This is a genomic window from Luteibacter rhizovicinus (assembly GCF_004342265.1).
Lineage (GTDB): Bacteria > Pseudomonadota > Gammaproteobacteria > Xanthomonadales > Rhodanobacteraceae > Luteibacter > Luteibacter rhizovicinus_B.
Genome location: NZ_SMCS01000002.1, coordinates 127,461 through 146,898, shown reverse-complemented (window position 1 = coordinate 146,898; position 19,438 = coordinate 127,461). Strand labels below are relative to the sequence as shown.

Sequence of the window (19,438 nt, the reverse complement as noted above, 5' to 3'; positions counted from 1 at the left end):
GATACGTGCCATGTGTGGAATTGTTGCCGCCGCTGCGCAGCGCGATGTCGCTCCCATCCTGATCGCGGGCCTCAAGGCTCTCGAATATCGTGGATACGATTCGGCAGGCATCGCCATCGCCGAAGGCGATGCGATTCGCCGCGTTCGCGCCAAGGGCAAAGTACGTGAAATGGAAGCGCTGTACGACGCCGACCCGCTGCCTGGCGGTACGGGCATCGCCCATACGCGCTGGGCAACGCACGGCGTGCCGAACGAAACCAATGCGCATCCGCATGTGCAGGGTCGCGTCGCGATCGTGCACAACGGGATCATCGAAAACTACGCAAGCTTGCGCGAGGAACTGAAAGCGCGCGGGCGCGTCTTTACTTCGGAGACCGATACCGAAGTCATGGGTGCGCTTATCGATGACCTGCTCAGTGACGGCCGTTCGCTGCGTGAAGCCGTACTCGCGGCGGTACGCCAGTTGGAAGGCGCCTACGCGATCGCCGTGCTGAGCCTCGATGAGCCCGGCCGTGTCGTCGGTGCGCGCCGCGGCTGTCCGTTGCTGGTGGGTATCGGTATTGGCGAGAATTTCCTCGGGTCCGACGCGCAGGCGCTGATCAAGGTTACCAATCGCATGATGTATCTCGAGGAAGACGATGTCGTCGAGATCACCCGCGAAAGCGTTCAGGTCTTCACACTGGACGGCAAGCCGGCCGATCGCGCGGCGCATGAGAGTGAGTTGTCGGCCGACGCGGTCGAGCGCGGCGAATACCGTCACTACATGCAGAAAGAAATCTTCGAGCAGCCGCGCGCCGTCGCGGATACGCTGGAAGGACGCATCGGTCAGCACGGCGTGCTGCCCAATATCTTCGGGATCGATGCCGATCCGGTACTCGATCGCACGAAGCAGATCCACATCGTCGCCTGCGGCACGAGCTATCACGCCGGCATGGTCGCCAAGTACTGGATCGAAGAGCTGGCGCGGCTTCCCGTCGTCGTGGAAGTGGCGAGCGAATACCGTTATCGCGATGTCGTCGTGCCCGAAGACACGTTGTTCGTTGCCGTGTCGCAGTCGGGCGAAACCGCCGACACGCTGGCCGCGATGCGCGAATCGCGCCGTCGCGGTTACCTCGCCACGTTCGCGATCTGCAATGTTCCTGAGTCGTCGGTCGTACGCGAGTCCGATCTTCGCCTCATGACGCGTGCAGGCCCGGAAATCGGCGTTGCTTCGACGAAGGCATTCACCACGCAGCTGGCGGCATTTGCGCTACTTGCACTCGATCTTGGGCGCCGCCGTGGTCTGGATCACACCCGTTACCTGAAGCTGTGCAAGGAGCTCCAGTCGCTGCCGCGCTTCATCGAGTCCGCGCTGCGCATCGAACCCCAGATCGAAGAGTTGGCCGAGCATTTCATCCTGAAACACAACGCCCTTTTCCTCGGCCGTGGCGTGCAGTATCCGGTAGCGCTGGAAGGGTCGCTGAAGCTCAAGGAAATCTCGTATATCCACGCCGAGGCTTACCCGGCCGGCGAGCTGAAGCACGGCCCGTTGGCGCTGGTGGACGAGGACATGCCGATCGTCGCGGTAGCGCCCAATGGTCCCTTGCTCGACAAGCTGAAGTCCAATCTGCAGGAAGTTCGTGCGCGTGGCGGCGAACTGTTCGTCTTCGCCGACGAGCATGCGGAGATGGACGACACGATAGAGCAGGGGGTGATGGTGCGGCTGGAGTCGGGCGGCGAGTTCATCTCGCCGGCGGTATTCACTATCCCGTTGCAGCTGCTTTCGTATCACGTAGCCGTGATGCGCGGCACCGATGTTGATCAGCCGCGGAATCTGGCGAAGTCGGTGACGGTGGAGTGAGGGTGGGGTGGTCGAAGGCCTTAACGGGAAGCCGCGCTTCCCAACACATGCCGAAGGTCGTCGCGCCAGTGGGGGGCGGCGACTGCGAACGTCTTGACGATGCGGTCGATCGCGAGAACGGAATAGGCGGGACGACGTGCCGGGGTGGGATAATCGCTCGTGGCGATTGGCAGGATCGTCGGCACATTGGCGATTCGATCGGTCTCATGGGCATCGGAGAACAACGCTTCAGCGAAGTCGTACCACGTTGTTTCGCCATTGGCGGTCAGGTGATAAACGCCGCCACGTAGCGTACGGCGTATCGGGTCTCCCATCCAGGATGAAGCAATGCGCACCGTGGCATCGGCGAGGAAGCCAGCGCTCGTTGGTGTACCTCGCTGGTCGGCGACGATCCGTACTTGGGGCCGCTCGGTCGCAAGGCGCAGCATCGTCGTGAGGAAGTTGCGGCCACGAAGGCTATAAACCCAGGCGGTGCGCAGGATCAGATGGTCCGCGCCGCTTGCTGAGAGTGCGAGTTCGCCCCGGAGTTTGCTTTGCCCGTAGATGCCCAGCGGGGCTGTGGCGTCCTCCTCGGTATAAGGGCGCGTCTGCATTCCGTCGAATACGTAGTCCGTGGAGTAATGCACGACGGCTCCATTCCATGCGGTCACCGCGTGTCCGATGGCTCGCGGCACTTCCGCGTTGATCGCCATCGCCGTGGAAATGTCGGTTTCGGCCTGGTCGACAGCCGTATAGGCCGATGCGTTGACGACCAGGTCGGGGCGTTCGCGGCGGAGCATGGCAGAGAGCGCGTCGGTATCGAGCAGGTCGCAAGGAAGTGCGCCGCTGCTCCCCGTCCGCGTTGATACCAGGAGATCCCCGAGGTGAAGCAGGGTATGTCGAAGATGGCTGCCTAGTTGGCCATCCGCGCCGAGTAGCAGGATTTTCACGGAAGGTAGTCTGGTAGTCGTTCTCGCGGCACGTCCTGAAAATAGGGCGCGGTGCGATCCTTTGAGGAGAGGTCCGGATCGGAAAGCGGCCAGTCGATGGCGAAACGCTTGTCGTTCCAGCGAATGGCCCAGTCGGCGGCGCGATCGTATAGCGTCGTGCACTGATAGGAGAACGTGGCGTACTCGGACACGACGCAGAATCCGTGAGCGAAGCCCGGAGCGATCCAGAGGTGTCGCTTGTTGTCCGCCGAAAGCATCACTGCGACAGATTGTCCGAGCGTCGGCGAATCGGGGCGGATGTCGACGGCGACATCGTAGACTTCGCCCTCTAGCACGTTGACAAGCTTGCCCTGCGGTCGCGGCCATTGGTAGTGGAGGCCGCGAAGCACGCCGCGCCGAGAGCGCGAGACGTTCGTCTGCACGAAGTTGGCATCGATGCCGTTCTGCGCAAAGGTTGCCTGGTTGAAGCTTTCGAAGAAGAAGCCGCGGTCGTCTCCATGCACCGTGGGTTCGACGATGACGACGCCGGCAAGTTCTGTGGCGATGTATTTCACGGCTGTCCGTCCTGTTCGGCAAGCCGCAGAAGATACTGCCCATAGCCTACTTTCGACAGCGGCGTGGCCAGCCGTACAAGCTGGTCGCGGTCGATCCATCCGTTGACGAATGCGATTTCCTCGGGGCAACAGATCTTGAGACCCTGACGGTTCTCGATGGTCTGGATGTAGTTTCCCGCTTCCATGAGCGATTCATGGGTACCCGTGTCGAGCCACGCATGGCCGCGCCCGAGTTGCTCCAGATGCAACTGATCGTGTCGTAGATAGCGGCGGTTAAGGTCGGTGATTTCCAGCTCGCCGCGAGGCGACGGTTTCAGTTCCGCCGCGTACGTCGGTGCGTGCTCATCGTAGAAGTAGAGGCCGGTGACGGCGTAGTTCGATTTCGGTTGAACGGGCTTCTCCTCGATGTCGAGGACCTTGCCGTCGGTTCCGATGCTCGCTACGCCATAGCGCTCGGGGTCGCGGACCCAGTAGCCGAAGACCGTAGCGCCCTCATCCCTGGCGTCGGCGCGGCGCATGCGATCGATCAGGCCTTCGCCGTAGAAGATGTTGTCCCCCAGTACCAGGCAGCTGGGCGCTCCATCGAGGAACGACTTCCCGATCAGGAATGCCTGGGCTAGCCCGTCGGGCGAGGGCTGTACGGCGTAGTCGATGGAGATCCCCCACTGCGAGCCGTCGCCGAGCAGGCGCTGGAACATCGGCTGCTCGTGCGGTGTGTTGATCACCAGGATGTTGCGAATGCCGGCCAGCATCAACGTCCCTAACGGGTAGTAAATCATCGGCTTGTCGTACACAGGCAGCAGCTGTTTGCTGACGCCTTGCGTGATCGGGTAGAGCCTTGTCCCCGAGCCGCCCGCGAGGATGATGCCTTTACGGTTCTTCATTGTCCGAGACGTTCCATGCGATAGCTGCCATCGAGAATTCGTGCAACCCAAGGTTGGTTGGCGAGGTACCAGTCGATCGTGAGTGCCAATCCGGAGGTGAAATCGTTGCGGGGGGTCCAGCCGAGTTCGCTGTGGATCTTGCTGGGATCGATGGCGTAACGGCGGTCGTGGCCGGGACGGTCCCTGACGAAACGAATGAGGGTCTCGCGGGGCGCGGACGCGGGAACGCGTTGGTCGAGCAGGGCGCAGATGCTGTGTACGACGTCGAGGTTCGTGCGCTCGCTGTCGCCGCCTACGTTATAGGTTTCGCCAGGTCGTCCTTTGGTCAGCACGGCAGTGATTGCGTCGCAGTGATCTTCCACGAAAAGCCAGTCACGGACGTTGAGTCCGTCCCCATAGACCGGGATTTCTTCGTGGGCGAGCGCTTTCTGGATAACCAGCGGAATCAGTTTCTCAGGGAATTGGTATGGCCCGTAATTGTTCGAGCAGTTTGTCGTCAGCGTCGGCAATCCATAGGTGTGATGGAAGGCGCGCACGAGGTGGTCGGATGCGGCCTTCGATGCCGAGTAGGGTGAGTTAGGAGCGTAGGGGGTGCTTTCGGTGAAGCGTCCCTCCCCGAGCGAGCCGTAGACCTCGTCGGTCGACACGTGCAGGAAACGAAATGCGCCGGACTCGATGTCGGGAAGGTTCCGCCAATAGTCGCGAGTGGCTTCGAGTAGCGCGAGCGTTCCCGTGACGTTCGTCAGGATGAACGCTGCGGGGCTGTCGATCGAACGGTCGACGTGCGACTCGGCGGCGAAGTTGACGACCGCGTCGGGACGATGTTCGCGGAGGAGGCGGGCGACCAGCGCCTGGTCGCCGATATCGCCTTGCACGAAGCGGTGACCTGGATGGTCCTTGAGCGAGGCCAGCGTCGCTGGATTGCCCGCATACGTCAGCTTGTCCAGATTGACGACGCGGTGGCCTGCGGCCACTGCGCGGTGAACGAAGTTACCGCCGATGAAACCGGCGCCGCCGGTAACCAGGAATGTGGACATGAGCAGCCTTGGCGTGGCCCAGGACGGCGTCCCATGGGCGATGCACGGGATTATGGTCGATACGCGGGTGCCTCGTCGCCCTGACCTGAAGTAGATGAACGAGGTTTCAGACTCTCGAGCCGAGAGACGATCAAGACGGTAATATGGAACGCTTATCGCGCCGAAGCATGCCCGGCCGACCAATCAACTTCAGGTAGATCAATGGCTTACAAGAAATCGACGCAAGCACTGGGACTGGGCACGCGAGCGATCCATGCCGGCCAGCAGCCTGACCCATCGACGGGCGCCATCATGACGCCGATCTACGCCACGTCGACCTATGTCCAATCGAGTCCGGGCAAGCACCAGGGCTACGAGTATTCCCGTACGCAGAACCCGACCCGGATGGCGTACGAGCGCTGCGTCGCGGACCTGGAAGGGGGCGTTGCGGGTTTTGCCTTCGGATCGGGTCTCGGCGGCGCATCGACGGTACTCGACCTGCTGGATTCGGGTAGCCACGTCATTGCAATGGACGACCTTTACGGTGGCACCTATCGCCTGTTCGAGCGCGTGCGCCGACGGTCGGCGGGCCTCGACTTCAGTTTCGTCGATCTCAATGACACGGCCGCTCTCAAGGCTGCTCTGAAGCCCAATACGCGGATGATCTGGGCCGAGACACCGACGAACCCGATGCTCAAGCTGGTCGACCTGGCGAAGGTGTCGGCTTTCGCAAAAAAGAACGGCCTCATCCTCGTGGTCGACAATACATTCTGCTCACCCATGCTCCAGCGCCCGATCGAATACGGCGCGGACCTGGTCCTGCACTCGGCGACCAAGTACCTCAACGGACATTCCGACATGGTTGGCGGTATGGTCGTCGCGGCCAGCGACGAGATGGCTGAGCGCATGGGCTTCCTGCAGAACTCGGTGGGTGCGGTAGCCGGTCCCTTCGATTCGTTCCTGGCGATGCGGGGGCTGAAGACCCTGCACCTGCGTATGAAGGCGCATTGCGAGTCGGCGATGGATATCGCGCGCTGGCTCGAGAAGCATCCCGCGATCGAGCGGGTGATCTACCCGGGCTTGAAGTCCCACCCGCAGCACGCGCTGGCGCGTCGCCAGATGGACGGCTTTGGCGGCATCATCTCGGCCGAAGTGAAGGGCGGTATCCGCGCAGCCCGCAAGATGCTGGAGCGCTGCGAGATCTTCGCGCTGGCCGAATCCCTCGGCGGCGTCGAGAGCCTGATCGAGCACCCGGGGATCATGACTCATGCGTCGATTCCGCCGGCAACGCGCAAGCGGCTGGGGATCAGCGATGGGTTGATTCGGTTGTCGGTGGGTGTTGAGGATGTGGAAGATTTGCGTTCTGAGCTTGGCCGGGCACTTGGCCGGTGATGGTTGTCGCCGCGGTTTGTCCGGTGTTTCCGTCCGCAATAGAAGAATGAACTCATGAGCGAGTTATTACGTGCTGTCTGGCGCTACCGCCACTTCATTCTGTCCTCGGTCAAGAACGACCTGAAGGCGCGCTTCGCGCGCAGCAGGCTGGGCGCGGCGTGGATGGTTCTGCAGCCGTTGGCACAGGTGGCCATCTATTCGGTTGTTCTTTCCAGGGTAATGGGGGCGAAGCTTCCCGGCACCACAAACCAGTACGCCTACTCCATCTATTTGATGGCTGGCATGCTGGCATGGTCGCTGTTCATCGAAGTAGTGACGCGGTCTCTGACGTTGTTTGTCGACAATGGCAACCTGATGAAGAAGATCTACTTCCCACGGGCGACGCTGCCGTTCATCGCTGTCGGGTCTGCTCTGGTCAGCAATCTGATGCTGTTCGTCGCGACGATCTTCATTTTTGCGATCGTCGGCCATCCGCCGACGTGGGCCTTGCTTTGGCTCCCGCTGCTGATGGCAATCAACGTCGCCTTCTCGCTTGGCATCGGTCTATTGCTGGGTGTTATCAATGTCTTCGTCCGTGACGTTGGGCAGGTGATGGCCGTGATCCTTCAGTTGTGGTTCTGGATTACGCCGATCGTCTACATGCCGAGCATCCTGCCTGCGGGCTTCGGCCGTGTCATCGCTGCGAATCCGCTGTATTACATCGTCTCGGCGTTCCAGAACGTGTTGCTTTACGGACGCGGCCCAGACCTCCTTCCTCTTGTCTGGACCGCGCTGGGCAGTATTTTTCTCCTGGCGATTGCCTTCCTGATGTTCCGCCGTGCGGCACCTGAAATGGTGGATGTCCTGTGATGCCCAACATCCTCGAAGTGAATGGACTGGGCAAGGCCTTTCGCGACTATGGAAGCGAATTCAAGCGCTTCGCGTCGTGGTTTGGTGTCAGGGTGACGCCGCGTCACGAGCACTGGGTCCTTCGTGAGATCTCGTTTTCTGTCGGACGTGGCGAGGCCATCGGCATCGTCGGCCAGAATGGTGCGGGCAAGAGCACTTTGCTCAAGCTGATCACCCGCACTTTGATGCCGACCGAGGGCACCGTTGCCGTGCACGGACGGATCGCCGCCATCCTTGAGCTCGGCATGGGCTTCAGCCCGGACCTCTCGGGGCGGCAGAACGTATATCACGCTGCCGGGCTGATGGGTTTCTCGCGCGAGCAAATCGACACGGCCATGCCTGAAATCGAAGCGTTCGCTGAAATCGGTGAGTACTTTGACCAGCACGTTCGCACGTACTCGAGCGGCATGCAGATGCGTGTCGCGTTCAGCGTGGCGACGGCCTTTCGCCCCGATATTCTCATCGTGGACGAGGCGCTTTCCGTCGGTGACTCGTACTTCCAGCATAAGTGCTTCAAGCGTATCAAAGAGTTCCGGGAGCAGGGGACGAGTCTTCTGATCGTGTCGCACGATAGCGGCGCAATCCAGAGCTTGTGCGATCGCGCGGTTTTGCTTCAGGGCGGACGTGTCGTTCGTGACGGCGATCCCGTGGAAGTCATGGATGCCTACAACGCACTCATAGCCGAGCGTGAGAACAGCACGATGAAGGTGGAGCGACTGGAGACGGGGCAGGTACAGACCACGTCCGGAACGTTCGAAGCCGTCGTCAAGGGAATACGGCTGCATACCATGGAAGGGGAGCAGATTGAGTTCGTCGACGTGGGACAGGATGTCGAATTGCGCATAGATGTCGAGGCGCGCGCCGACATCCCGCGTCTGGTGTTGGGATACATGATCAAAGACCGGCTTGGGCAGCCGGTCTTTGGAACCAACACCTTTCATACCAGGCAAGTCGTCGATGATGTTCCTGCCGGTTGTACGGTGTCCTATGTCGCACGGTTCACAATGAACCTGGGGCCAGGGAGTTATTCGATCTCGACCGCGTTGGTGAGTACCGATACTCATCTGGTAGACAATTATGAGTGGCGCGATCTGGCCCTGATCTTCACGGTTGCCAATCATTCGCACGCTCACTTCGTCGGCAGCGCCTGGATTCCTCCAAAGTTCGATATCAAGTCCACGCCATGACTTTTGTTAGCTACGCTCAGAATTTCGAGGACGTTATGCTCCATCGTGCGCTCAAGCACGTACAGCATGGCGTGTACGTTGATGTCGGTGCCCAGCATCCGACGGTCGATTCGGTCACCAAGGCGTTCTCACTGAATGGTTGGCGAGGGATCAACATCGAACCGGTGAAACATTGGTTCGACATGCTCAAGGAAGACAGGCCGCATGACATTAACCTCAACGTCGCTGTTGGCGAAGGGGGGGCTCTCTCCTTCTTCGAAGTGCAGGGTACGGGGCTTTCCACTAACGACGCCGAACTCGCGGCGCGATATGTCGCGGAAGGCCGCGAGGTCATCGAGCGCACGGTACGCGCCGTTCCTCTCGATGAAATCCTGAGTGCGCACCCCTTTGACGAGGTTCACTTCCTGAAAGTGGACTGCGAAGGCGCGGAGCGCGCTGCGCTTGCCTCCTGCTCGTTCGCGACGGTTCGTCCGTGGATCATCGTGGTCGAGGCGACGGAGCCCAATAGCCAGGTGAGTACGGCCTGGCAATGGGAAGATCTGCTTACGGAGCGCGGCTACGTGAGGGCATACAACGATGGCCTCAACCTTTATTTCGTCGCCAAGGAACACGAGGAGCTGGTTGCGGCCTTCAACCTGCCACCAAATGTCTTCGACGACTATGAGAGGGCGCGTGACAAGGAAGCTCATGAGCAGCGCGTGGAGTTCCACCTTCTGGCTCACAACCTGAACATCGAAGTCAACGCATTGCGGTCGAGCGTAGCCGACCTGTCGCGTAGCCTGGGCGTAGTAACCGAGGAGCATACTCGTTGGCGCGCGCGCGCCAACGAAGACCTGCTCGCCGCCGTCGCTCGACGCGATGCTTTGCTCGCCGCCGTCGCTCAACGCGATGCCCTGCTCGCCGCCGACGCTCGACGCGATGCCCTGCACAACTCGATGATCAATGAGCACTCGCGCGTGATCCAACAGCATCGCGAGCTGACCGGCCGGGTCGCTCAGCTCGAGCTGGAGGTTTCGCGGCGCGACGACATCGTCCACGCCATGGTGCGCAGTACGTCCTGGCGTATTACAGCACCCGTGAGACTGGTCAAGGGGCAGTCTGTGCGTGTCGCACGTGCAGTCTGGCGACTGAGTCGCCCCATTGTCGCGCGTGCCGCCAGGGCGTCGAAGCCTTTACTGCATGCTGCCCTGCGTACCCCAGGATTTCGCGCGGCCGTGCGCCTGGTCGCCGGCCCGCAGACGGCGATCGGCAGGCGCGGGCGGGCTTTTCTTTTCCCCGTTGCATTGGCGGGAGCAGGAAATGAGCCGCCGGTTGCCATGACGGAGAGTGCAGAAGCAATGGAAGTGCAACTGCGTGCTGCCATCGAGAGAAAATTGCGAGGTTAAGTTTGGTTTTTATGGGGGATATATGCGCGTACTGATCGACCTGCAGGCATGCCAGTCACCCGGTGGGCGTATCCGGGGCGTGGGACGGTACTGTCTCGCCCTTGCGCAGGCGATGGCACTCGCAGACAGACAACACGAGGTATGGTTCCTCCTGAACGGCGCGATGACAGCATCCGCGGCATATTTGCGGGACACCCTCCGAGGCTTCGTTGCCCCTGATCGCGTGGTCTGCTGGCAGAGCGTCGTTCCCACGGCGGCAATCGATCCCGCGAACCATCTACGCGGTATTGTCGCCGAGTGTGTTCGAGAGCAGTTTATCGAGGACTTCTGCGCTGACGTCGTTCTTACGATGAGCATGGTGGATGGCTACGGTGATTCCGTGGTCACCTCAGTGCGGCCGGGTTCCTCGGCCTTGCAAGTCGCAATCGTTTTCGATCTGATCCCGCTCGTCGTTCCAGATGTGTATCTGGCGAATCCGAACGTCGCGACCTGGTACATGCGCAAGCTCGACCACCTGCGTCGTTGCGATCTTTTGCTTGGCATTTCCGAGTTCACGACACAGGAGGCATCGAGCCTTCTTGGTGTAAAGCCCGGTACGGTCGTAAACATTTCCGCGGCCGTTGATACTGCGTTCCGGCCGCTTTCCGGGAAGGTGAACGCCGCCGCGGTCGGGCGTAAATACGGAATCGTCAGGCCTTTCGTGATGTACGCCGGTGGGTACGATCCGCGAAAAAACCTTGTACGGCTGATTGAGGCGTATGCGAGCCTTCCGATTACCTTACGAGAGCAGCATCAGCTGGTTTTCGTTGGAGGGATCGGCGAGCCTGAGCATGAGGCGCTAAAAGATGCGCGTAACGATCACGGCTTGTCGCCGGATGAACTCGTATTCACCGGATTTGTCAGCGACGAGGAACTGGTTCGCTTCTACAACGCGAGCGCGCTTTACGCGTTCCCATCGACCCATGAAGGATTCGGGCTTCCCGCTCTGGAGGCTATGTCGTGCGGAGCGGTGGTGGTGGGTTCGAATACGACAAGCCTGCCCGAGGTCATCAACTGCGACGAAGCTCTTTTCGATCCCTATGATGTGGTCTCGATATCGATGGCGCTTCACCGCGGCCTTGCCGACGAGGGCTTTCGGCAGCGCATTCGTGAGCATGGCATTGCGCAGGCAAAACGGTTCTCCTGGGACAATTCTGCCCGTCTCGCATGGGAGGCCATCGAACAGCGTTTCGCCGAGGATCGGAAGAGGCTGGCCGAACCGTCCGCGCTCTCGGTGGATGGATCGCGGAGGATTGCGCTGCTGACGAGCGGTGCCTCACTCGATGCATTGGCAAAACTATCAGGTCATGTCGACGTTTTCGGTGATCTCAGCGATCATGCTTTCGCACATGCGCGCCTGCCGCTGGCGTGGAAGAAGCATTCGATTCACTCGTTCATCGGTTCGATGTTCGATGAGGTGTACATCGACGTCCTCAATGTTGAGTCAACTGCATCTCTCCTCATCGCTGCGAGGGAATGTCGTGCCGCGTTGTTATTGCGAGACGACGTCTGTGACCTGGTTGCGAAAGAGCTGAATCATCAGGACCCCATGCTGTTGACGGCAATGCTGTATGGATGGGGGGGCTACGCGGCTCTGGATCGTCGCGAAAGAATCGATGGATTTGCGGGCTTACCCATGGCTGCGTTGAGCTTAGGCTCGCCACGGTGGCATATCGCGGATCCGTCGGACCTGGCTAAGGGGCGGGGTTTGGCATCTCATATTGATGAGCTGGTGTCGATCCCAGGCGTCTCGGGTCTGGCTACTGACGATCTCTCCCGCATCGCGGCCGCGATGGCTGAGAACGCTCCTGCGCGTTTCAGGCAGAGGGCGTTGTATGTCGATATTTCCCAGCTTGTGCTTACCGATGCGGGGACGGGTATTCAGCGCGTCGTCCGGCACATCGTCGCCGAATTGCTCGGCGCAGTGCCGGAAGGCTTTCGCGTCGAGCCGGTCTATATTCATGCAGGCGACGTCTTCCGTTATGCGCGCTCTTACGTTGGAAGACGTTTTCATCACGGCGCGACGTTGCCCGGCGACAGCCCTGTCGATTTCCGTCAAGGTGACATTTTCCTGGGCCTGGATCTGGCCGCGCACCTGGTGCCCGCTCACAAGAGCACGTTCGTGCGGATGAGGAGCCTCGGTGTTCGCGTGACCTTCGTCGTGTACGACATGCTCCCGCTATTCCGGCCGGATTGTTTCGATCCGCCGGGATTGCCGACGTTCCGAGCCTGGTACGAAGCGATCGCGGAGGTCGCCGACGGTATCGTCGCGATTTCACGCACAGTGGCCAATGAGTTCAAACGATGGCTTCCGCAGGCTGCGCCGCCGCGCGTGACACCGCTGCGTCTCGGTTGGTTCCACCTTGGTGCGGATCTTGCCAAGGGTGTGACCGCCCCAGCTGACCCGTCAGCGCTTCCGTCGGGTCTCGACTCTCAGCCAACGCTACTGATGGTCGGTACCGTGGAGCCGCGCAAGGGGCATGCCCAGGCTCTGGCTGCGGTCGAGGAATTGTGGAGTCGTGGCGTTAAGGTCAACCTGGTCCTCGTCGGCAAGGCAGGCTGGCATGTCGAAAAGTTGGTGTCTGTGCTTCGACATCATCCCCAGCTTGGGAAGCGTCTATTCTGGATGGAGAAGGCGGGCGACAATGAGCTCGTCGCGATGTATCACGCCGCTTCGGCATTGCTGGCGGCTTCGGAGGGCGAGGGTTTTGGCCTTCCCCTGATCGAGGCGGCGCAGTACGGCCTGCCGATCATCGCGCGTGACCTCCCGGTATTCCGTGAGGTTGCCGGGGAGCACGCCTTCTATTTCAGTGGTCTCGAGGCTGTGCCAATGGCCAACGCGCTTGAGCTTTGGCTTGGATTGCACGCACAGGGGCAGGCGCCGGCGTCGCGCGACATGCCTTGGCTAACATGGGAGCAGAGCGCCGCGCAGTTGATCGATGTGGTCGCCGATGACGGCTGGCAGGATAGCTGGGCGTCCGAAGGGAATCGTCGATTCCTCGCAAGCGACTATCGAGCCGAATCGACCACCGGGCGCCTTGCAAGAGAGTGCCGCGCCACGACATGCATGCCGGGATTGCTTTTCGGTACGCCCGCCTTTGAACTCGCCGCAGGACGCTATTCCATTCGTGTGGATGGCGAATTCGCGAGCGGGCATGGCCGTGCATGGATAGACGTCGTCGCCCAGGAGGGCCGGTGGCGCCTGGGCTCCGACCCGCTCATCCCGGGCACAGGCGTTATCGGTACGCACGACCTCGTACTCGACGAAGACATCCGGGGCATGCAAGTCCGGATCATGGTCGATGCTGACGCGAAAGTGCTGTTCCACACCGTGGAAATAGAGCCTGTTGCCTAGGCTTGCGCGCGAAAAGCAGCTTTCGGGCTTGAGTCACCTGGGTCGGTCATGGAAAATGGGTGGCCCAGCTAAATCAATTATTTACAGCGACGGAAACAGATGAAGACAGCATTGATCACCGGAATTTCGGGCCAGGACGGCGCCTACCTGGCGGAGTTGCTCCTGGAAAAGGGCTACCGCGTATACGGGACCTATCGGCGCACAAGCTCGGTTAACTTCTGGCGTATCGAAGAGCTGGGCATCCAGAATCACCCGAACCTGGAGCTGGTCGAATTCGACCTGACCGATGGCGGGTCGGCGATCCGTCTGCTCCAGACCACCGGCGCGACGGAGGTATACAACCTGGCGGCGCAGAGCTTCGTCGGCGTCTCGTTCGACCAGCCGGCGACCACGGCGGCAATCACAGGCGTGGGCGCGCTGCACATGCTCGAAGCCATTCGCATCGTCAATCCGAAGATTCGCTTCTACCAGGCGTCGACCTCGGAAATGTTCGGCAAGGTGCAGGCCGTGCCGCAGAAGGAAGACACGCCGTTCTATCCGCGTAGCCCGTATGGCGTGGCAAAGCTCTACGCGCACTGGATCACGGTGAACTATCGCGAGTCGTACGGCATCTTCGGTTCCAGCGGCATCCTGTTCAATCACGAGTCGCCGTTGCGTGGCCGCGAGTTCGTTACCCGGAAGATCACGGACTCGGTCGCCAAGATCAAGCTCGGCAAGCTGGACGTTCTCGAGCTCGGCAATCTGGACGCGAAGCGCGACTGGGGTTTTGCCAAGGAGTACGTCGAAGGCATGTGGCGCATGCTGCAGGCGGACGAGCCGGACACTTTCGTGCTCGCTACCAACCGCACGGAAACCGTGCGCGATTTCGTCACGCTCGCCTTCGCTGCGGTCGACATCGATATCGACTGGAAGGGTAGCGAAGAAAACGAAACTGGCACTTGCCGCAAGACCGGCAAGGTCCTGGTCAGGATTAATCCAAAGTTCTACCGCCCGGCGGAAGTCGAGCTCCTCATCGGCGATCCGGCCAAGGCATTCGAAAAGCTGGGCTGGAAGCCGGAAACTACGCTCGAGAACCTCTGCAAGATGATGGTGGAAGCCGATCTGCGTCGGAACGAACGTGACGCCTCGTTCTGAGGGCACGCCCGGCCGGGTGCTGGTTACCGGTCATAAGGGCTTCACGGGTCGTTACGTGGTCGCGGCGCTTCGCGCGGCCGGATGCGACGTTCTCGGACTGGCTGAACGGCCTGAGGATCTCGATGCGCCGTCGGTCGATCTGCTGGATCGCGCGGCGGTCGCTCGCGCGGTGGGCGACGCGCGTCCGGATGCCGTCATCCACCTGGCCGCCATTGCATTCGTGGCTCACGGCGATGCGGACGAGATGTACCGTACGAATGTCGTTGGGACGCGTCACCTGATGGAGGCACTCGCGGCTCTGCCGAAGACCCCTCGTGCCGTCCTGTTGGCCAGCAGTGCAAACGTCTACGGCAACAGCGATGTGGAGCTGCTGAGCGAATCCGTCGAGGCGTCCCCGGCGAACGACTATGCGGTCAGCAAGCTCGCCATGGAGTACATGGCGAAACTCTGGTCCGATCGGTTGCCGGTCGTTCTTGCCAGGCCGTTCAACTACACGGGCGTGGGGCAGGCGGAGAACTTCCTGCTTCCCAAGATCGTCTCGCATTTCCAGCGCGGTGAGCGCGTGATCGAGCTGGGCAATATCGATGTCGCGCGCGACTTCCAGGACGTGCGCTTCGTCGCCGATGCTTATGTCCGTTTGCTGTCTGCAAGTGCGGCAGGCCAGACGGTCAACCTGTGCTCGGGTACGTCGGTCTCGCTGATGGAGGTCATTGGCATGATGCAGCAAATCGCCGGTTATGAGATCGAGGTCCGCGTGAATCCTGTCTTCGTTCGTGGTAACGAAGTGGCTCGCCTGACTGGCGACAATCGCCGCTTGCGTTCGCTGATCGGGCCACTCGACATCATTCCACTGCGCACGACGCTCGAGTGGATGTTCGCCAATCCTTTGCCGGCGCGCTGAGCGCGCCTCCAGGAACTTGCATGAAGTGCTTCAAGGCTTATGACATCCGCGGTCGCGTCCCGGATGAACTCAACGCCGACATTGCCTATCGCATCGGTCGAGCCTTCGCCCGTACGGTGGGTGAGGGTGAAGTGGTCGTCGGTTATGACATCCGTCTGGATAGCCCCACCTTCGCGGCCGAAGTGGCGCGCGGCCTTGCCGACGAAGGCCGTAACGTGATCGACATCGGTCTGTGCGGCACGGAAGAAGTCTATTTCCAGACGGCGCACCGTGTCGTTGCCGGCGGCATTATGGTCACCGCTAGCCATAACCCCTTCGATTACAACGGCATGAAGCTGGTCCGTGAAGGTGCGCGCCCAATCAGCGGCGACACCGGTCTTCGCGACATCGAGCGTATGGTCGAAGAGAATGCGTTCGGCGAGGCGCGTGCGGCGAGAGGCGCCATCCATGCTGATCACGACAAGTCTGCCTATATCTCGCACCTGCTGGGATACATCGACGTCGCCGCGCTTCTCCCCCTTAAAATCGTGGTCAACGCGGGCAACGGCGGTGCCGGTGCCATCGTCGACCTGCTCGAACCGCACCTGCCCTTTACCTTCGTCCGCGTGAACCACGAGCCGGACGGCACGTTTCCCAACGGCATTCCGAACCCGCTTCTCCCGGAAAATCGCGATGCCACCGCGCAGGCCGTGATCGCGTCGGGTGCCGATCTCGGCATCGCCTGGGACGGCGACTTCGATCGTTGCTTCCTTTTCGATGCGCAGGGTGGCTTCATCGAGGGTTATTACATCGTCGGTCTGCTCGCCGCCCAGTTGCTGGAGAAGCATCCGGGTTCGAAAATCATCCATGATCCGCGCCTGACCTGGAATACAGTCGACATGGTTGCCGCTGCCGGTGGCGTCGCGGTGGAGAGCAAGACCGGTCACGCCTTCATCAAGGAGCGCATGCGTTCCGAGGACGCCGTATACGGCGGCGAGATGAGTGCGCACCATTACTTCCGCGACTTCGCCTATTGTGACTCGGGCATGATTCCGTGGCTGCTCGTTGCCGAGCGCATCGGCAAGACGAGCACCTCGCTGACCGATATGTTGGTAGAGCGAATGGCGGCCTATCCATGCAGTGGCGAGATCAACTTCCGCGTTGACGATGCCGCAGCCACAGTGGCTCGTATTGTCGAGTACTTCAAGCCGTCGGCCGAGAGTATTGAGACTATCGACGGCGTCAGCATGTCGTTCGGGACGTGGCGCTTCAACCTGCGTTCGTCGAATACCGAGCCGCTGCTGCGGCTGAATATCGAGTCACGTGGCGATGCCAGTGTGATGGAAGTAAGGACGGCGGAGTTGCGAGACCTCATCGGCGGAACGCCGGCATAAAAAAAGCGGGCCACTGAAGTGGTCCGCTTTTCATCAGGACAGCTCGGAATTACGCTCGCCCGTAAACATCCTCGAAGCGAACGATGTCGTCTTCCCCCAGATAGCTGCCCGACTGTACTTCGATCAGCTCGAGCGGCACCTTGCCTACATTGCGCAGGCGATGCGTTACGCCGAGCGGAATGTAGGTGCTCTGATTTTCAGCGAGAAGGAACACTTTCTCGCCGCAGGTCACCTCGGCGGTGCCCGATACGACAATCCAGTGTTCCGCACGATGGTGATGCATCTGCAGGCTGAGAACGGACCCCGGCTTGACGACAATACGCTTGACCTGAAAACGTTCGCCCATGTCGATCGAGTCGTAGCTGCCCCAGGGACGATAGACCTGGCGATGGGCCAGATGCTCGCTACGGCCCGCGCTGCTGAGCTGATCGACGATCTTTTTGACGTGCTGAACCTTGTCACGTGCGGCGACGAGGGTGGCATCCGGTGTGGTGACGATCACGACGTCATCGAGGCCGATGGTCGCAACCATGTGTCGTTCATGGGTGCGAACCAGCGTGTTGCGAGTGTCAAGCGCAATGACGTCGCCGTGGGCAGCGTTGCCCTCGGCGTTCTTGTCAGCGGCCTCCCATAAGGCCGACCACGAGCCTATATCGCTCCAGCGGCAGCTCACGGGAACCACGGCGGCTCGATCCGTTTTCTCCATCACAGCGTAGTCGATGGAGTCGTCTGGCACCTCGATCATGCTTGCCTTGTCGAAGCGGACGAAATCGAGGTCCGGCTGTGCGGTGGCGAATACCTTGGCGGCGGCGGCATAAATCGCCGGTGAGTGCTTCTCGAGCTCTTCCAGGTAGCGTGAGGCCTTGAACAGGAACATCCCGGAGTTCCAATCGAAGTCGCCACTCTGGACGTACTTCGCGGCGGTCTCCGCATTAGGCTTCTCGACGAACTGGGCGACCTTGAAGCCGCTGTCAGAGACGGCTTCGGCGCGCTTGATATAGCCAAAGCCGGTTTCCGGAGCCTCGGGGCGGATGCCGAACGTCACCAGCCAGTCGTCAGTGGCCAACGGTGCGGCGCGCTTCACGGCATCCACGAAGCTGGTCTCATCGCCGATGAGGTGATCAGCAGGTAGGACGAGCAGAACGGCCTCGGCATCATTCTGGCGAGCCTGCATCGCGGCGAGGGCGATGGCGGGAGCCGTATTGCGAGCTGCTGGCTCGAGCAGGATCGACGACCCGACGACGCCGAGTTCCTGAAGCTGCTCGGCGACGGTGAAGCGGTGATCCTCACTACAGACGACGATCGGCGTACCGCTGTCGCCCAGCTTGCGCGTACGCTCGACGGTCTGCTGGAACAGGGTCGTATCGCCTACCAGGGCCAAAAATTGCTTGGGGCGGTTCTTCCGTGAGAGGGGCCAGAGACGGGTTCCGCTACCGCCACTGAGAATGACTGGGACAATCATGGGTTCCGCTCCAAGAGTACGTTAACCGGCCAATTATAGCGGGAGCCCGCCCGTCTGGCCGGGCGATCCCGAACCGCCGTTCAGTCGCAGAGCTCGCTTTCGGGGTAGCTCCGGTACAGCCAGCGGGGCTTGCCCGACTTGGCAGGGCGATTGTTGCGGGCGCGGAGGAAGATGTACTGGCCGAGATCGTGGACGCGGTTCGGCGTGGACAGAATGTGCTCGGCGAGCCGCTCGGTAGGGTAATAGTTGTCCGAGAGGTTTTCGTGGACATCCGACGAGAACATCGTCTCGAGATCGAAACCCAGGTGGTCGAGCATGAGGAACAGTTCGTGCTTGTTGTATTCGCGATTGTGGCGTCCGTACACACCGTAGCCCGAAATGGGGTCGTAGATGTTCGCCCCGGCCACCATCTTGACGATATTCTCGAGCCGGTTGACGTTGGGCGTAGTGAGTATCAGCGTTCCGCCCGGTGTCAGCCTTTCCTTGATGCGGCGCAGCGCGTTCAGCGGGTCGGATACGAGGTGCTCGATGACTTCACAGAACAGGATGACGTCAAACGGGCCAGGAAACGGGATATCCTCGACATCCACGTTGTTATTCAGATAATCGATGGGGAACTCTTCGCCGGACGGGACGTGAACAACCGTCTGGCGCCCGCCGCCGCCGTCAACACCGAAATAATTGCTGCAGTGGACGTCATACTGGCGGAAGCGCTTGAGCAGCACGGTGGTGAAGTAAGGATTGGCGCCGATTTCCAGCAGGCGCCCTGTCCGTTCGGGGACCATTCCTAGGGTGTAGACAAATCGTCTGAAATCTTCATTCAGGTAGTTGGTCAGTTCGGCCTCGGGAGCTCTATCGAGTGAGAGGCCCTCAAGCCAGGTCCGAAGTGAAGTCTCGTTTTCCCCGGGTGGCAGCGGGAGTGGTTGGACGATTCCCGAAAAACGGTTCTTAACAGCAGACGACATCCGAATCTTCCGGCTGGATAGGATTCCTGAGTCTAATCGACACTGGCACATTTGGGGCGCAGAGCCTTGGGGGTCGTGTATTATCCGGGCGCCGCAATGCAGCCACAAGTCATTGAATACCAAGGCCTGGAAAG

Annotated in this window: 15 protein-coding genes; 9 read left to right on the top strand and 6 right to left on the bottom strand. The window is 60.7% G+C overall.

All coding sequences use genetic code 11. From position 1 onward, the window contains the following. Positions 1-10 precede the first annotated feature (10 nt). Positions 11-1,840 (top strand): glutamine--fructose-6-phosphate transaminase (isomerizing), encoded by a 1,830-nt coding sequence (gene glmS / locus EC912_RS04815; RefSeq protein ID WP_132142019.1) that lies wholly within the window; start codon positions 11-13, stop codon positions 1,838-1,840. Positions 1,841-1,860: 20 nt separating this feature from the next. Here the strand turns inward: glmS and rfbD are convergent, their stop codons facing one another. Genes rfbD through rfbB form a run of 4 tightly spaced genes read right to left on the bottom strand, consistent with a single transcriptional unit; the run spans position 1,861 to position 5,244 of the window. Further along, on the bottom strand, positions 1,861-2,769 hold the full coding sequence (rfbD, locus tag EC912_RS04810) for a dTDP-4-dehydrorhamnose reductase (protein ID WP_132142018.1): 909 nt from the start codon (positions 2,767-2,769) through the stop codon (positions 1,861-1,863). Further along, a complete protein-coding gene (gene rfbC, locus EC912_RS04805; RefSeq protein WP_132142017.1) occupies positions 2,766-3,323 on the bottom strand; it encodes a dTDP-4-dehydrorhamnose 3,5-epimerase in 558 nt (185 codons plus the stop codon). The genes rfbD and rfbC overlap by 4 nt, the downstream gene beginning before the upstream one ends. Continuing rightward, positions 3,320-4,207: a glucose-1-phosphate thymidylyltransferase RfbA gene (gene rfbA, locus EC912_RS04800; RefSeq protein ID WP_132142016.1), complete on the bottom strand. Its 888-nt coding sequence runs from the start codon at positions 4,205-4,207 to the stop codon at positions 3,320-3,322. Before rfbA ends, rfbC begins: the two co-directional genes overlap by 4 nt. Continuing rightward, positions 4,204-5,244 carry a dTDP-glucose 4,6-dehydratase gene (rfbB, locus tag EC912_RS04795; protein ID WP_132142015.1) on the bottom strand — a complete coding sequence of 347 codons (1,041 nt, stop codon included), beginning with the start codon at positions 5,242-5,244 and terminating at the stop codon, positions 4,204-4,206. The genes rfbA and rfbB overlap by 4 nt, the downstream gene beginning before the upstream one ends. Positions 5,245-5,445: 201 nt before the next feature. Here rfbB and EC912_RS04790 point away from each other — a divergent pair, with 201 nt between their 5' ends. From EC912_RS04790 to EC912_RS04755, 8 genes are all read left to right on the top strand, one after another. After that, positions 5,446-6,615, top strand: coding sequence for a trans-sulfuration enzyme family protein (locus EC912_RS04790; RefSeq protein ID WP_132142014.1), 1,170 nt, complete (start codon positions 5,446-5,448; stop codon positions 6,613-6,615). A gap of 54 nt (positions 6,616-6,669) precedes the next feature. Continuing rightward, positions 6,670-7,464 carry an ABC transporter permease gene (locus tag EC912_RS04785; RefSeq protein WP_132142013.1) on the top strand — a complete coding sequence of 265 codons (795 nt, stop codon included), beginning with the start codon at positions 6,670-6,672 and terminating at the stop codon, positions 7,462-7,464. Next, positions 7,464-8,690: an ABC transporter ATP-binding protein gene (locus EC912_RS04780; protein WP_132142012.1), complete on the top strand. Its 1,227-nt coding sequence runs from the start codon at positions 7,464-7,466 to the stop codon at positions 8,688-8,690. The genes EC912_RS04785 and EC912_RS04780 overlap by 1 nt, the downstream gene beginning before the upstream one ends. Continuing rightward, entirely contained in the window at positions 8,687-10,075 is a 1,389-nt protein-coding gene (locus tag EC912_RS04775; protein WP_132142011.1) for an FkbM family methyltransferase, read from the top strand. The genes EC912_RS04780 and EC912_RS04775 overlap by 4 nt, the downstream gene beginning before the upstream one ends. Before the next feature lie 22 nt (positions 10,076-10,097). Further along, the gene (locus EC912_RS04770; protein WP_132142010.1) at positions 10,098-13,469 is read left to right on the top strand and encodes a glycosyltransferase family 4 protein; all 3,372 of its coding nucleotides are present in this window, start codon (positions 10,098-10,100) and stop codon (positions 13,467-13,469) included. A gap of 99 nt (positions 13,470-13,568) precedes the next feature. Further along, on the top strand, positions 13,569-14,603 hold the full coding sequence (gene gmd / locus EC912_RS04765; protein ID WP_132142009.1) for a GDP-mannose 4,6-dehydratase: 1,035 nt from the start codon (positions 13,569-13,571) through the stop codon (positions 14,601-14,603). After that, the gene (locus tag EC912_RS04760) at positions 14,587-15,504 is read left to right on the top strand and encodes an NAD-dependent epimerase/dehydratase family protein (RefSeq protein WP_132142008.1); all 918 of its coding nucleotides are present in this window, start codon (positions 14,587-14,589) and stop codon (positions 15,502-15,504) included. Before gmd ends, EC912_RS04760 begins: the two co-directional genes overlap by 17 nt. 20 nt (positions 15,505-15,524) lie before the next feature. Next, the gene (locus tag EC912_RS04755; protein WP_132142007.1) at positions 15,525-16,877 is read left to right on the top strand and encodes a phosphomannomutase; all 1,353 of its coding nucleotides are present in this window, start codon (positions 15,525-15,527) and stop codon (positions 16,875-16,877) included. A gap of 49 nt (positions 16,878-16,926) precedes the next feature. On the opposite strand, the gene EC912_RS04750 is transcribed toward EC912_RS04755, so the two are convergent. Further along, the gene (locus EC912_RS04750; protein WP_132142006.1) at positions 16,927-18,339 is read right to left on the bottom strand and encodes a mannose-1-phosphate guanylyltransferase/mannose-6-phosphate isomerase; all 1,413 of its coding nucleotides are present in this window, start codon (positions 18,337-18,339) and stop codon (positions 16,927-16,929) included. Between the two features lie 80 nt (positions 18,340-18,419). Continuing rightward, positions 18,420-19,304, bottom strand: coding sequence for a class I SAM-dependent methyltransferase (locus EC912_RS04745; protein WP_165973510.1), 885 nt, complete (start codon positions 19,302-19,304; stop codon positions 18,420-18,422). Positions 19,305-19,438: the final 134 nt, after the last annotated feature.